General features: G+C 49.2%; 14 protein-coding genes. 4 read left to right on the forward strand and 10 right to left on the reverse strand.

Annotation, left to right across the window (positions count from 1 at the left end; genetic code table 11):
• Positions 1-65: 65 nt before the first annotated feature.
• Entirely contained in the window at positions 66-1,421 is a 1,356-nt protein-coding gene (gene tilS, locus EZV61_RS12135; protein ID WP_131415875.1) for a tRNA lysidine(34) synthetase TilS, read from the forward strand.
• Positions 1,422-1,483: 62 nt separating this feature from the next.
• Here tilS and EZV61_RS12140 read toward each other — a convergent pair whose 3' ends face one another.
• The 7 genes from EZV61_RS12140 to rcsF form a co-directional block, all read right to left on the reverse strand.
• On the reverse strand, positions 1,484-2,383 hold the full coding sequence (locus EZV61_RS12140; protein ID WP_131415877.1) for a GGDEF domain-containing protein: 900 nt from the start codon (positions 2,381-2,383) through the stop codon (positions 1,484-1,486).
• A 174-nt stretch (positions 2,384-2,557) separates the two neighbouring features.
• The gene (locus tag EZV61_RS12145; RefSeq protein ID WP_114339009.1) at positions 2,558-3,700 is read right to left on the reverse strand and encodes a patatin-like phospholipase family protein; all 1,143 of its coding nucleotides are present in this window, start codon (positions 3,698-3,700) and stop codon (positions 2,558-2,560) included.
• Positions 3,701-3,872: 172 nt separating this feature from the next.
• Positions 3,873-5,585 carry a proline--tRNA ligase gene (locus tag EZV61_RS12150; protein WP_114339010.1) on the reverse strand — a complete coding sequence of 571 codons (1,713 nt, stop codon included), beginning with the start codon at positions 5,583-5,585 and terminating at the stop codon, positions 3,873-3,875.
• Between the two features lie 65 nt (positions 5,586-5,650).
• Positions 5,651-6,760: a Kelch repeat-containing protein gene (locus EZV61_RS12155; protein WP_240695201.1), complete on the reverse strand. Its 1,110-nt coding sequence runs from the start codon at positions 6,758-6,760 to the stop codon at positions 5,651-5,653.
• A gap of 94 nt (positions 6,761-6,854) precedes the next feature.
• Positions 6,855-7,451, reverse strand: a complete 597-nt coding sequence (locus EZV61_RS12160) for an acyltransferase (RefSeq protein WP_131415945.1) — start codon at positions 7,449-7,451, stop codon at positions 6,855-6,857.
• Between the two features lie 49 nt (positions 7,452-7,500).
• A complete protein-coding gene (gene tsaA / locus EZV61_RS12165) occupies positions 7,501-8,208 on the reverse strand; it encodes a tRNA (N6-threonylcarbamoyladenosine(37)-N6)-methyltransferase TrmO (RefSeq protein WP_131415880.1) in 708 nt (235 codons plus the stop codon).
• A gap of 2 nt (positions 8,209-8,210) precedes the next feature.
• Positions 8,211-8,591, reverse strand: a complete 381-nt coding sequence (gene rcsF, locus EZV61_RS12170; protein WP_131415882.1) for an Rcs stress response system protein RcsF — start codon at positions 8,589-8,591, stop codon at positions 8,211-8,213.
• Between the two features lie 132 nt (positions 8,592-8,723).
• Between rcsF and EZV61_RS12175 the strand changes: the two genes are divergently transcribed.
• Complete coding sequence (locus EZV61_RS12175) at positions 8,724-9,254, forward strand: hypothetical protein (RefSeq protein ID WP_130567330.1); 531 nt, start codon at positions 8,724-8,726, stop codon at positions 9,252-9,254.
• A 71-nt stretch (positions 9,255-9,325) separates the two neighbouring features.
• On the opposite strand, the gene EZV61_RS12180 is transcribed toward EZV61_RS12175, so the two are convergent.
• Together EZV61_RS12180 and EZV61_RS12185 are read right to left on the reverse strand one after the other, a co-directional pair.
• Positions 9,326-9,730, reverse strand: a complete 405-nt coding sequence (locus EZV61_RS12180; RefSeq protein ID WP_114339014.1) for an H-NS family histone-like protein — start codon at positions 9,728-9,730, stop codon at positions 9,326-9,328.
• A 226-nt stretch (positions 9,731-9,956) separates the two neighbouring features.
• Positions 9,957-11,165, reverse strand: a complete 1,209-nt coding sequence (locus EZV61_RS12185) for an EAL and HDOD domain-containing protein (protein ID WP_131415884.1) — start codon at positions 11,163-11,165, stop codon at positions 9,957-9,959.
• 122 nt (positions 11,166-11,287) lie between these two features.
• Here EZV61_RS12185 and rssA point away from each other — a divergent pair, with 122 nt between their 5' ends.
• On the forward strand, positions 11,288-12,277 hold the full coding sequence (gene rssA / locus EZV61_RS12190) for a patatin-like phospholipase RssA (RefSeq protein ID WP_131415886.1): 990 nt from the start codon (positions 11,288-11,290) through the stop codon (positions 12,275-12,277).
• Between the two features lie 35 nt (positions 12,278-12,312).
• Here the strand turns inward: rssA and EZV61_RS12195 are convergent, their stop codons facing one another.
• Positions 12,313-13,737, reverse strand: coding sequence for an outer membrane protein transport protein (locus EZV61_RS12195; protein ID WP_131415888.1), 1,425 nt, complete (start codon positions 13,735-13,737; stop codon positions 12,313-12,315).
• A 437-nt stretch (positions 13,738-14,174) separates the two neighbouring features.
• Between EZV61_RS12195 and EZV61_RS12200 the strand changes: the two genes are divergently transcribed.
• The gene (locus EZV61_RS12200; protein ID WP_114339018.1) at positions 14,175-14,636 is read left to right on the forward strand and encodes a GNAT family N-acetyltransferase; all 462 of its coding nucleotides are present in this window, start codon (positions 14,175-14,177) and stop codon (positions 14,634-14,636) included.
• Positions 14,637-14,671 lie beyond the last annotated feature (35 nt).

Here is a 14,671-nt window from a genome sequence, read left to right on the forward strand (position 1 = left end):
TGGGCGCATAGGCGCCCATTTTTGATCCCAATGGTTTATACCGTGATTTCAAATATCGATAATTTATGGCTAGTGCACTGAAATCGATTTTCAAGCAACAAGTTGAGGCGCTCATTACTCAGGTCGAGGCGACGTCTGTTTGGGTATCGCTTAGTGGTGGCTTGGACTCTGTGGTCTTGATGCACCTGCTGGCCAACTGGCACGCCGACAACACTTGTTTACTGCCGATGTCTGCGATTCACGTAGATCACGGACTCAGTAAAAATGCTCAGGCTTGGGCGCAGTTTTGTGAAGCACAGTGCCAGCAATTGTCGCTGCCAGTAAAGATTTGTCAGGTTAGACCAAAGCAAGGCCCGAGGCTAAGTTTGGAAGCTGAAGCGCGCGAGGCACGCTATAACGCCATTCAACAACAGTTGCCTAAGCGCGCTTTGTTGTTGACTGCCCATCACCTCAATGATCAAAGCGAAACCTTTCTGCAGCGATTGCAACGTGGCTCAGGGCCATCTGGGCTGTCCGCTATGGCTACTGTGAGCGAACTTAAACCAGGGTTAATGGTAGGGCGGCCCTTACTCTCAGTCTCCCGCGACGAGCTTGCTGAATATGCTGAGCAGCAAGGATTACACTGGGTTGAGGATGAGAGTAATCAAGATCTGCTGTTTGACCGCAATTTTTTACGTCATCAGGTGCTTCCCTTGCTACGTCAACGTTGGCCGAGTATCGACCGAACCATGGCACGTAGCGCTCGCCTCTGTGCTGAGCAAGAACTGCTTCTGCAGGAGTTTGTCGCTGCAGATCTCGCGGCTGCTGTTTCCTGTGAAAATGCTCTGAATATTACCTATCTGAGGGAGCTGACGCCGCTACGTCAAGCGTATCTGTTACGCAGTTGGCTTAAACAGCAGGGCGCCCAGATGCCCAGCGAAGCACAGTTAAGTAATATGCTAAGCAGCTTATTGGTTGAGCGGCAGGACGCGTCACCGGAGGTGTGTTGGTCAGGGAGCTGTGTTCGTCGTTATCGCCATCAGCTGTATTTGGTTGAACAGCAATCAGCTAGGGATTTAACGTCGCTGATATTGCCATGGGACTGTCGCTCATCGCTGGTTTTACCCTATGGCTTAGGAACGCTCGAAGTGACTCGTCAAGTGCAGGGTACAGCTGACATGCAAACGCTTAAGCTGCCACAAAATGAATGTGTTAGCGTCAGGTTTCGTTCAGGAAACCCGACTTGCCGCCCCCACGGTCGAAAGGGGAGTCGTCCTTTGAAAAAGCTATTTCATGAGTATCGGGTGCCGCCCTGGCAACGAGAATCCGTGCCATTGATTTACTATGATGATGAGTTGGTGGCGGCGGTCGGACTCTGGATCTGTGAAGAGTTTGCGCAGATTGAAGGCGAAGGGGTCAGGCTCAGATTATCTCGCCCTTAGTGCCGGCGAGCGAAGTTAGCAGTGTAAGCTAAGGGAGCTGACGCTCCCCTATTATCCTTCGATTAGGCCTGTTTTAAGCAGTTACGTCCATTGGCTTTTGCCTGGTAAAGCGCTCGGTCAGCTCTTTCAAAGAGCGTTCTGACGCTGTCAGCGGGGCGAAAGCGGGCGCAACCGATACTGGTTGAGACCTTTAGGCGGCGCAGGGTTTTTTCACTGAGCAGGCCATCCTGAATGCGTCGGCTGATGGTTTGCGGCACCTCATCATCACCGTCGAACAATAAAACAACAAACTCATCACCGCCCAATCTAAATGCACTGTCTGCTTCACGAACCGAGCGCTTAATGATCTTGGCAAAGCTAGCGAGTACCTCATCACCCACTAGATGGCCCTCTTGGTCATTGATCAGCTTAAACCGGTCGAGATCCAACACCATCAGGTGCAATGCAATACCGCTACGTTGCGCTTGTGCTAGCAGGCGTGGAAGGTTGTCCTCAAATTCACTGCGATTGCCTAAGCCCGTAAGGCTGTCTTTTAGTGCCGATTGCTTCAATTCGAGGAAGGTGATGCTGTTTTTCAAAGGAAATATCAGCTGCCGATGAAGACGAGCTAACTGTTCCAGTTGCAGTGGCGATAGTGGCGACAGGCTGTTGTAACAAATATGCCCAAGCTGACGTCCAGCGATCGCTAAAGCAAAATGATGAGCAAACTTTGAGTGTTCGGAATAGGCAACCACATGCTTAAAATCAGTACGATGAAAAGTCATACTGGCAAAATTGACTTGGGTGGCTGCATATTCGGCGAAAATCTCTAATAGTTCTTCTATTTCTAGCGTTGTTTGCAGTCGATCAGAGAGATTCTGGCTATCCAACAGCTCTTCGGCGGCGAAAGGCGGAATATAGGCCGCGCGACGAAAATCAGCTTCGCTGACACTATGACTTTCGATTAGATATAGATTTTCCACAACACACTCCTACTTCATTCGCTAAAACTAAAGCAAGAAAAGTGCCGAATATACTTTTTTCAATTAAAACAGCTTTGTATGGAAATTATTTGGTGGATTTCATCTCGAGTGTCGAACCGTTGACGTTTGACTTGCCGCTGAACTAAATCACGTTGGCAAAGATTTGCCGCCTAATTATTGACCTAAGAAGTCACGGATATTTTTTCGCTGGGCAATGCCGTCTTGATAGCCAATTTCTATCAGTTGTTGGCAATAGCTTTGTTCGAACATGAGGTAACTGACCAGACTCGATTCGGAATGGCGGTTAACGCCGATCAGTTTGAGCATACTGCGGATGGTGAGGGGCAACTGTGAGTAGCATTCGGCAGCGACCTGGCGAAAATCATGGGTAGGGTTGATCACTAAGGTCTCAATCTCTCTTAGCTGCAAATCGTCACGTTGCTCTGGGCTGATCTTACTCAAGGTGTTATTGATCCTGTGCAAGCGCTCTAAATCGGAGTTCAGTGTGTCAGCGAAGACGGTATCCAGAAGGTGACCGGCGACAGTGGCGATGCTGGGATGATGGGCTGGTTTTGGCCGGTACTGCGTGGCCATTGGTTTCTCAACGCCGATCACAAATAGTTTATCTGCACCTAAATGCACGGCGGGGCTGAGGGGGGCTAACTGATGGACTGAGCCGTCACCAAAATAGGCTTGATTGATCCTAACCGACGGAAAAATGCCTGGAATAGCCGAGGAGGCCATTAAGTGTTGCGGGTTAATGATGGTCGGCACGCCGGATCGTCGGGCACGTTGCCAGCCGGCGCGATTTTGCCCCTCTTGAAAGAAGCAGATTGAGTCGCCACTGGTGTAGCAAGATGCCGTCACCGTCAGCGCTTTTAGCGCGCCGTTGATTATATTGCGATCGATGCGTTTGAAGTCGAGAACGAACTCAAGTAGCTCTCTTAACGGTGCATTGTCTAATAATGATACGGGGCGTTTGTATGCATAATCGGCCTGGAAATTGGACATGATGTTCTGTAACAGGTGACCAAATACCCCCCACAAGTCGGTGCGATAGACCTGATTAATGCGAAAGTTTTTCCATACCCACTCTAGTTTGCGGATCCCTAAATGAAAACAGGAGGCATAACAGGCCAACGCCGTACCGTTAATCGCACCGGCAGAGGTGCCACATATGATAGGAAAGGGGATGGCATGATTTCTTGGGTACAGAGAAGCGATAGCCTTCAGAACGCCAACTTGATACGCGGCGCGGGCGCCGCCACCAGTTAGCAGTAGGGCACAGGTGGGGGACTGTGAGCTCGTTGCAACCAAACAGTTTGTCCTCTAGTGATTGTTTATCCGAGTATAGTCTGCGTCTGTCGTCAGGTTGTGAGCTAGCTTTTAGGCTTAACAATTAGGCCTTAGTTATTGAACTAAAAATGCTATCTGAGGCAAAAAAATGGCGACCGAAAGGCCGCCATTGATGGGAGGTAGAGGTGAAAGTTTATGCTTGCTGAGTGATGAAGTTCACCACCTCATCAATCGCAATTTTCTGTTTTTCACCGCTGTGACGATTCTTGTACTCCACTACACCTTCATCAAGGTTGCGTTCACCGATCACTAAGCAATGAGGAATGCCAATCAGTTCCATATCTGCGAACATGACACCTGGACGCTCTTTACGATCATCAAATAGCGTGTCGATGCCAGCGTCTTTAAGATCCGCATACAGTTTGTCTGCAACCTCTTTTACCCGTGCAGATTTATGCATATTCATCGGCAGTACAACGACGTTGAATGGTGCAAGACCATCAGACCAGATAATGCCATTGTCATCATGATTCTGCTCGATTGCGGCGGCGACAATGCGCGATACGCCGACGCCATAACAGCCCATGGTCATTACCTGATGTGAGCCTTGTTCATTGAGTACACCCGCTTTCATTGCTTCGCTGTACTTGCTGCCCAGTTGGAATATGTGGCCGACTTCGACACCGCGCTTGATCGATAGGGTGCCATGGCCATCAGGGCTGATATCGCCTTCTACCACGTTCCGCAGATCAGCGATTTCAGGCAGAGCGAGATCACGTTCCCAGTTGATGCCAAAGTAGTGTTTATCATCAATATTGGCGCCAGCGCTAAAATCTGACATCTGGGCGACAGAGCGGTCAATCACACAAGGTACCTTGAGGTTAACTGGGCCTAATGATCCTGGACCGGCGCCGATAAGCTTACGGATCTCATCTTCAGTGGCAAACTCTAGCGGGCTAGCAATTTGTGCTAGTTTCTCAGCTTTAAGTTCATTTAGATCGTGATCACCGCGAACGATCAGTGCGATCAATTCTGCCTCAGCTTCTTCTGCGGCTTTTACCAACAGTGTTTTAACCGTTTTCTCGATCGGCAGATCGAACTGTGTCACTAGCTCGTCAATGGTTTTCGCTTTCGGCGTATCCACCAGAGTCATTTCTTGGCTTGGCGCAGCACGTTCGCCGGCAGGGGCTACAGCTTCTGCCATCTCGATATTCGCGGCGTAATCACTGTCACTGGCAAAAGCGATCGCATCTTCGCCAGATTCAGCCAGGACGTGGAATTCGTGGGACACGCTACCACCGATTGAGCCTGTATCCGCTAGTACGGGGCGGAATTCCAACCCTAACCGTTTAAATATATTGCAGTACGCCTGGAACATCACATCATAAGTTTGCTGCAGTGACTCTTCGCTTAGATGGAAAGAGTATGCATCTTTCATCAAGAACTCTCGGGCGCGCATCACACCAAAACGGGGGCGAACCTCATCGCGGAACTTGGTTTGGATCTGAAACAGGTTTAGCGGCAGTTGCTTGTAGCTGCTAACCTCTTTCCGCACTAACTCGGTGATCACCTCTTCGTGGGTAGGCCCCAGGGCAAATGGGCGGTTATGGCGATCTGTAATACGCAATAGTTCTGGGCCAAACTGTTCCCAGCGGCCAGACTCTTCCCATAAATCGGCAGGTTGAACGACGGGCATGGAAACTTCGATAGCGCCAGCACGCTCCATCTCTTCACGAACCACCTTTTCGACTTTACGCAATACGCGTAATCCGGTTGGTAGCCAGGTGTAGAGGCCCGAGGCCAATTTACGGATCATTCCTGCGCGAAGCATCAATTGATGACTGGTGATTTCGGCGTCAGATGGTGTTTCTTTCAGAGTTGACAGCAAGTACTGAGTCGTACGCATGGGTTTTCCGGATCAGGATTAAAAAATTGGCGATAGTGTAACAACGCTGGCGCTTGCAAAAAAGCTTAGTTAGCGACTTCATAACGAATGATTTTGTCGATCACCTGTTGCTTGTCGTTCATCCCGCCAATTGTCAGTAGCTGCCCCTGCCATTCAAGCAATCCTCTATGATCCATGGTGGCGACACTGCGCGCTGGCAGTTGTTGCCAGTCGCCGCTAGCTAAGTCAAAGAAATCGACCCGGGATGACGCTGGCGCTGCTACGCCATCGTAGCCGGTGCCGTTATAGTTATATGGGTTTTCGGAGCCGGCGACAAAGTAAAAGCCAGTTTTACCCTGTGGCTGTTGGCTGCCTATCGCGGCCATGCGATAGCGCGCTTTGCCAGCGAAGTGTGGTGCAGTTTGCCAGCTGATTTTTGCTGGATCTTCGTTATCGATCTGGCCAAGGTAACAGGCGCGTTCGGCCTCATATTGACGTCGCCCATCAACAATGGCAGCGACCTTGACGCCATCGCAGATCAGCAGTTGGTTGTTCACAATGGCGCCGGCGTGGCCAAATACCGGCTCGCCCGGAAAGGGGGTGGCGTTAAACCAGCGATTATTCAAGCGATCATAGACCTGGACCAGATCGACATTGCCATGGTTATGCCAGCCACTAACCAGGTAGATATAGCGCTGCTGATAACTCAGGGCCACGCTGTCATCCACAGGTACCGGCATATCGGCGAGTTGTTCAAACTGCTTAATGTCCGGACGATAGCTGTATACATCCGGGGTTGATATTTCGCTGTGATCTGCGGCGACAGTATATCCACCAAATAGGAGCAGTTCGCCCGGTAGCGTTGCTGCAACTGACGCTAGGCGGCCTTTCAAACTTAATGAACTGGGAACATCCGGAGTTCGCTGCCAACCATCCGGCTTTTGTGATAACGCCAGTTGCCAGCCTTTATTGTGCACATCTGTATGGTTTTTTGCCTCCCCTAGTCCCATCATGCTGACCAGATAGTCCCCTTGCTTGGTGTTGACCAATGCCACGGCGTTATTAGCGACTGGCTCAGGTAATGGTGGCAAAGGCAATATTTTCGACGCGATGGCTGTCGCTGAAAAAGCGATCGTGCATAGGGTGGTCAAATATGTGAAGCAGCAGGTGCTGAATAGGCGTCTGGATTTAGTCATTTTACGGTCTCAGTATATGGCAGAGGCTAGCCGACAGAACTGCTGTTGGACTATTGCTAATATGGTGAAAGATGGTTCGGGTTAAGTGCATTTTCTAATTTGCTGCTAGATAGTCTGGGTGTGCATCGGGTTTGTCGCGTCGGTCACCAATGATCCGTGCTGGGTTGCCAGCGACAATCGCATAGGCGGGAACATTTTTGGTGACCACTGCGCCCATGCCGACTACCGCGTGATCTGCAATCTCAACACCATCTCTAATGCATGCTCGGCTACCAACCCAAACATCTTTGCCTAGTACGACCCCTTGGGAGTTAACCGGTTGTTGATCTATTAGCGCGTTTGCGGCTAAGCCGTGATTAAAGGCGTAGATCGCGACGCCACTGGCAATTCGGCTGTTATCACCAATGGTGATGCCATGTCGGCCACCATCAAAAGAACAGCCGTGGTTGATACCTACGTTGCGCCCCAGGGTCAGGGGGCCGTGGATAAACGTATCTGCGGCAATCGCGGTGCGATCCCCTATGGTTATTTGGCGACCTGGCTCTGCAAATAGGTTCGCTTCCGGAGCAACAAAGCAATCTTCACCAAACTGGATGGTCTCCAAAGCCATGAGTTCAGCCTGTTGCTGTTGCTGCCACGCTAGCGCCCACAGTTTATGTTTTGGTTTTAAACGATAGTAAAGCCATGGCATGTAAGAGAGCCGCTTTTTATGCTGGGACTGGTAGTCTGGAGGCACGTTTTCAGTCACTGTAGATCTCCAGTACTTCCGTTATTTTGGCTTCAACTCGGTATTTTATATTGAGGTCGTAAAGCGCCATACCGTAATTCTGGCTAGCGACCACTCTTTGTTTATAGGCTGGTCGTGGATCTTGTTGTAACACTTGTTCGATAAGTAATTGCAGGTTGGCATACCGTTGTTGGTGATGGGCTAACTGCTGCGCCGCTTCAGGCGTAAATAACACCGTCATTTCACTGTTTGGACGGCTGTCAGCGAAGCCGCCGGCGGCCTCGTTGATCGCATCCGAGTAGGGCAGGTAAGGCTTAATGTCATAAATTGGTGTGCCGTTAACCAGATCAACCCCTTGCAAGCGCAAGCTAGCGCGGCCATGAGTAATATCCACAGCCAGCAGTTTTACCACTGAGAGCCCCATGGCATTCGGACGAAAGGTTGAACGTGATGCAAATACCCCGACTTTAGTATTGCCGCCTAGGCGCGGCGGCCTGACTAAGGGCTTCCATCCCTGTTCTGCCGTTTGATGAAACTTGAACAGTAGCCAAAGGTGGCTAAATGCTTCGATACCACGAACACATTCCGGGTTGTCGTAGGGGGGGAGCAGTTCCAATGTTGCTTCTGCGGCACTGACTAAGCCGGGTTGCCGAGGAATGGCAAACTTCTGTTGGTAGGGGGTATGGATCAAAGCAACCGGTGATATCAGGTGCTCACTCATGGCTACGGAGCCTCAACGGCTAAGGCGGTGCCGATGCATATGATGCTATCGATGCAGCCAGGCAAGGAATCATCGCCAGTTAAGGTTAAACACTGGCTAAACGTGACGCCATTGCCGCCCATTTCCGCTGCGCTGGTTCTAGCTTGCGTTCTCGCGTCGCTGGCCTGTGCTGGTGGGAGATCGCTTCTGTTGCGACAGCTTTCGCCCTGTACCGGACCCAGCTCTTTATAGTTTAAGTCAGTTAACTGTTCGGCAGTGTAGACGGTGACAGAGGAGGGGCGGTAATAATCGTCAAAGTTTTGTTTATCCAAATTAGTATGCAGGGAATAGCCGGAACAACCTGATAGCGTCAGGAGTAGAGCCGGAAGCAGCAATCGGCGCATTTGAGCCTCAACAGAGAATTAACCAATACACTATTTTGCTTGCCATCGAGATTGGCTGCAACAAACATTCATTAGCGCGTATACTTGCGGCCAAAGTTTCAGTCTCAGGTTATATCTAGGAGTCGTTGGTCTATGAAGCGTATGGCATTGATGGGATGGTCATTGGGGGTAGCTTTGTTGATGGGGGCTATATTGTTGGTGATTGACAATGATGAGGTCCCAGAGAAAAAGCGTTTTTTACCCGCCTTACAATATGGCTCAGAAAAATTGGTTACCGTTGAAGTAGTGAACCCTGCCAATGATTCGGTGATTTATGCTGAGCGGGTTGAAAACGGTTGGGTAGATAAACACAGCGGCCGTACAATTGAAATTATGCCTTTGGCCAATTTAGTTCAGCAGTTGGCTCATGCCAAAGTGATTGCCGCGGAAACCAGTTTACCACGCAACTATGAGTCATTAGATATGCTTCCACCCGGCGAAGGGAAAGGCAGTGCTTGGCGCGTTTCACTTAAGTCTGCTGGTGGTTATGAGAAAGATATATTGTTGGGCGCGCTAGATAGTCAGCGCGGAGGTCAATTTGTCAGAATGGCTGACGACGCCTCCGTCTATGTGCTTGACCGTGTCATCGGCTTACCAGAACAAGCATCTACTTGGTTAAAGTAAAGTCAGGCTGAACAAGTAAAAGATAAAAAAAAACCTGCTTATTAGCAGGTTTTTTTTCTTTAACTGGAGGATTACTTAATTAAGAAAGTATCCAAGGCTTCGCCAGCATCGACCCGTACTTTGAATACGTTTGGCATACGGCCTTGACCTGTCCAGGTAATGCGCTCACCAGCGTCGTTCCAAATTTCATATTTAGCAGGGCGAGGCGCACGCTTTGTTTTAGCTTTTGGCGCGGCAGCAACACCGTCAGTAAGATCGTCGAGCTGAATACCATCGGCGGCAAGCATTTCACGATACTTTTCAATCTTGGCAATTTTTTCTGCGTTAACGCGCTTTTCTTCTTCTTCGGCAGCGACACGATCATCAATGATCTTCTGAAGTTTTTCCTTAACTTCCAATAGTTGTTCAACAGTAAGCTCTTCAGTTGAACTTTTAAGACGACGAGCATGGCTCAGGATTTTCAGAAAATCGCTCATGAATATTCCTTATATTAATATTATCGGTGGACTTCGAGTCTAAATATAATAATAGATATTCATTATGGTGCAAGAAATTTACTATTTAGATCACTTTTTTCACTATTAATCGGTAAATTTTGCGTATAAATCGGGTGAGATAAAAGTGGATATAAAAATAAACGAGTAGTCAGGGGTTAGCACAAAGCGTAGAAGCGGCCGTTCTACCGGCCGCCGATTCAATGAATTACTGCTCAAGCAGGCTATTACTCCAGCCTACGGCATCCATATAGAATTCTGGTAATTGTCCAGTATCTACGCCAATGGTTGAGGAGAGTGCATTGACTCCGTCCCATACGGCACGTTCATAGTCAAGAATTAGGGAGAGGTAGTTAGCTAAGGGGCCTTTCCTTTTTAGTAATGCGAGTTTTATTTCGTCAGAAAGTGGCAGTTTCGACATTACCTTATCCATGGGCTCATCGAGAATGGCACTGATAAGGGAAAAGAGACCTAGCAAGAAGGCTTTTGATGCATACTCGGGTGCTTGTTGTTGTGCAATCAATTCGCAAAATCGGGCACGGGTAATTGATAATCGGATCAGTTCACTGGGCTTGTCCTCTGCCAAATTGGCAGCGGCTAACAAGGCAATAAACTTCCTTATCTCATTCTCCCCTAAATAAACCAATGCTTGGCGGATCGAGTTAATTTCCCGTCGACGGTTGAAAAAGGAAGAGTTAACGTAGCGGAGCAATTTATAGGTCAGCGACACATCACGTTGGATTATGGTGTCTAGTTCATTAAAGTCGCAGCTCTCTTGTCCTAATTTGGCGAGTAGTTCTACCAAGTTTATTTCATTTGGCTTCAATGCCCGTGTTTTTAACACTTCCGGTGCACTGAAGAAATAGCCCTGAAAGTAATCAAAGCCAAGCGTCATGGCGAAATTGAATTCATCATGGGTTTCTATCTTTTCGGCGAGTAGTTCTAAGTCAAAACTGGCCAGTTGATCACAGGTGCTTTGAATATCGTCGATTGAAGTGGCTCTAAAATCGATTTTGACCATGTCAACGTAGGGTAATATTGGCAACCAATGGGGTTGCATAACAAAATCATCCAGCGCGATTTTATATCCTTTCTGCTTAAGCTGTTGGCAGATCGCTTTTAATTCATGACTTGGAGCAATACTTTCCAATAGCTCGATAACGACCTGATTATTTGGCAGTAGTTCTGGTACCTTGACCAGTATCGACATCTCTGGAAAATTGATAAATGCAGGTACGGAACCTGTCAGATTGTCGATACCTAAGTGAAAATGGCTACCAGCCAGCAGTCTTGACGTTGCTTCATGGGGGTCAATTTGCGGGAATACATTTTCAATGCTGTCCCGAAATAACAGCTCGTAACCGATAAGCGATTTTTCTCGATCCAGAATAGGTTGCCGGGCAACATAAAAGAACATAGGGATACGACATCACCGTGGAAAATATGAGAATACCAATCTAAACCAACTGATGTGGTATCGCATCTATTTGAGGTTCGTTTTGTGATCGCTGAAATAAGCAAGTTATAAGGCGCGGAGATATGTCAAAAGAAGCTGTTCAAGGCTTGAAGGTCGGAGTGGCATTAGGCAGTGGCTCAGCCAGAGGCTGGGCTCACATTGGTGTACTGAAAGCACTGGCAGAAATGGGGATCCATCCTGATGTTATCGCGGGCTGTTCGATCGGTGCTTTGGTGGGGGCTGCCTACAGTAATGGTCGATTAAGCGAGTTTGAGTTATGGGTGCGAGAGTTTTCTCATTGGGGGATCGTCAGTCGTTTTGATGTTTCTCTAGCAAAAGGTGGATTACTTGCTGGCGACAAGGTGTTTAATGAGGCGGCGGAGCTAATTGGCGAGACACGTTTTGAAGCGCTGCCGAAACCGTTTGCGGCAGTGGCGACCGAGTTACATAGTGGCCGCGAAGTATGGTTACAACAAGGCGATCTTATCAGCGCGGTGAAGGCATCTTGTGCCGTGCCGGTGCTGTTTTCGCCGAAGATGTATCAAGGGCGCTGGCTTATTGATGGCGCTTTGGTTAATCCTGTGCCGGTGTCACTCTGTCGCGCAATGGGCGCAGATTTGGTGATAGCGGTGAATTTGAATGCTGATAACAACGTGCGTGCCGCACAGCAATATCGGACTCATCGCGCCATCATTGAACCGCATATTGCGGATGATAGCGCTGAGCTTAAGCCCAATAAGGGTAACGGTCATAGTGGCTTTATGGGGCTGTTTGAGAACGGGCGTAACTATATTCAGCAGATGTTGCGGCGTTCATCGGTGGATGAAGTTCGCTCGCCCAGTTTGCTGGGGGTCTTTTCTAATTCGTTGAACATCATGCAAGACCGGGTGACAAGGGCAAGGATGGCTGGTGATCCCGCGGATGCTTTGATTGCGCCATTGATGGCTGATTACGGTGCTATGGAGTTTCACCGTGCCGATGAAGCGATTGAGGCGGGGCGTTTAGCGGTCGAGGTTGCCACGCCGGAGTTGATGAGAAATATTTTGCCACTACTTAATAAGCCTGCAGGATAGCAGGCTTATTGTGGCCAATTCGTCGAGACTTGTTGCTAAAATTGATAATTAAGCTGTGCTGACAAGATGTGTGCGTCAGCGCTGTTTAACTGTCCCTGATAACTGCTCACCGGAATATGGATGGGAGCGCCGGTGTTTGGGTTGGTCGTTGTCAGGCCAAACTCTTCACTCACATCGACCTTTCGCCCGTAAAGATAGGCATAACCTAAGTCAAACGATACAGCCTCATCCCACTGATAGCTGGTACCTAAAGTAAACCATTGCCGATCTGTATCCGGGATGCTTAAAGTCCGATGTTTGGCGTCAACCGGGGTTTCGTCATAGGCGTAACCAGCGCGAAGGGTCCAGGCGGGCGTCGCAAGATAGGTAACGCCAGCTGCTAGACGCCAGGCATGATCCCAGTATTCATCTTTGATATGGACAGGCTCATCCAAGTTATCCAGTTTTGCTTCCAGTTTGTCGAAGCTGCCCCATTGTGTGTATACGGCGCTGGCCTGCAGTGACCATTGGCCGCTAATGGGTTGGTGAATGGCCAACTCAGTAATAGCGGGCAGATCCAGATCCAATGTTCCTTTGTCGTTTAGGGCCGCAGAAAGATCGGATTCAGCGTGACCGTCCAGCTCCAGTTCAACTTCTGAGCGATAACTAAGCGCCACACGGGTGCCTGCGGGTAACTGCCAAAGCAAGCCAATATTCCAACCGTAGGCCCAATCGTCACCACTCATCCGCAAGGTTGTGGCATTGCCGGGAACAGGCAGCAGGGTGGGTGCACCTATTTGCTCGGCGATCTGGTTATAGTCGTTTATCGGAGCCACGTAACCGTTCATATATTCCGGCGTTGTACTACCGATCTCTGCATCGGCATAAACCAGGTTTATGCCACCACCGATGCTCCACTCATCATTGATCCGATAGGCAAGATTAGGATTGATATTGATGGTAGTTACTTCTGCTTTATCGGCGAATTCGCTGGTGTTGGACTGGCTATCGTAGTCGGTACTGAGACCAAAATTGGAGAACACACCGAAGCCAAAGAACCACTGTTCATCGATTGGGCGAATATAGTATATCGCTGGTACCACGGCATCGGGGGCGATGTCCTGCTGTTTGGCATCGAATTCAGTTTGCACCATGGCAAGATCTGCGCCTGGAATGGCAGCGTTGACTCCAGCCGCCGCACCATTATAAAGCTCGCCATAATGGTTGGTCGTATGGCCAGTGATATCTACTTCAGGGTTAATATAAGTAGCGGCGACCGAGAGCTGCGCTTTGTCGAATAGCGTCATCGCCGCTGGGTTTCTTGCCAGTACCGCGGCATTTTCTGCGATAGCGCCCTCGCCGGCATAAGCGCGGCCTAGGCCGTTGGCACTGTGCTCATTGAGCTGAAAGCCGGCGGCGTTGGTTTGGCTGGAGATGACAGCCAGCAAGCTGGCAAAGGCGGTTTTTTTTAAAGGTTGCATAGCGTGCTCAAGACTCGTGGGCGTCGTGCTTGGCCAACACCCTTTGTTATTAGAAAAACTGATCCGCTGACCCTGAGTCAGCGGCGCGCTACTATGCGGATGGGTAGATGGAAATGCAAGGTTCAACTTCGCATTGAGCTAATTTATTCCGTGGTTGGCTTGTCAAGGTTAGCAAACAGCCGCTCATGTCTGATGCACCGACACTTCGTGCGGTAACCGCCGACCCATTTTGGGGGCCATCTAGAATATAATCAGTGAGGTTATCGGTTGATTTGTACGCAACAATCCCTAATCAAAGGGGGTTAATAGGCATGCGGTAAAAGTGGTCATTGGCGGCCAATCGAGTTGCATAGCAGCGCTTTATGTCGTTATTGTGTTTTTAGTGCTAGTAACCTCAAGCGGCGGCATCCAGTACCGCACAATGTTTGGAGAGTAGAGTGCAGCCATTCAAGTGGTCCATATTGAGCTTTGAACAGCTAAGTAAAGCGCAGCTGATAGCGATACTGAAGCTTCGGCAACAGGTATTTATGTTGGAACAAAACAGCCTATATCTGGATATTGATGGTGAGGATGAGCATTGCTCTCACCTGCTTGTCGAACAGGATAATGTGCTGATCGGCTATGCGCGCCTGGCACCGCCGGCAAGCTGCCATCCTAACTATCCGGTGCTGGGGCGTATTGTTCTAGCGAAACAGGGTAGAGGAGTAGGGTTAGGTGAAAAACTGATTAAAACAGGTTTGGATACCTTGGCAAAATGGTATCCCGGAGTCGCGATAAAGATTTCAGCACAGCAGGCATTAGTTCCTTACTACCAACAGTTTGGTTTTGAAGAGAAGGGTGAGCCCTACGATGATGGTGGGGTGATGCATCTGGATATGCTGTTACTGCCAACGCGTTAACTTTAGCGATAGGCATTAAGCAAAAAAAAACGCGG

The organism is Corallincola luteus (assembly GCF_004336975.1).
Taxonomy (GTDB): Bacteria; Pseudomonadota; Gammaproteobacteria; order Enterobacterales; family Neiellaceae; genus Corallincola; species Corallincola holothuriorum.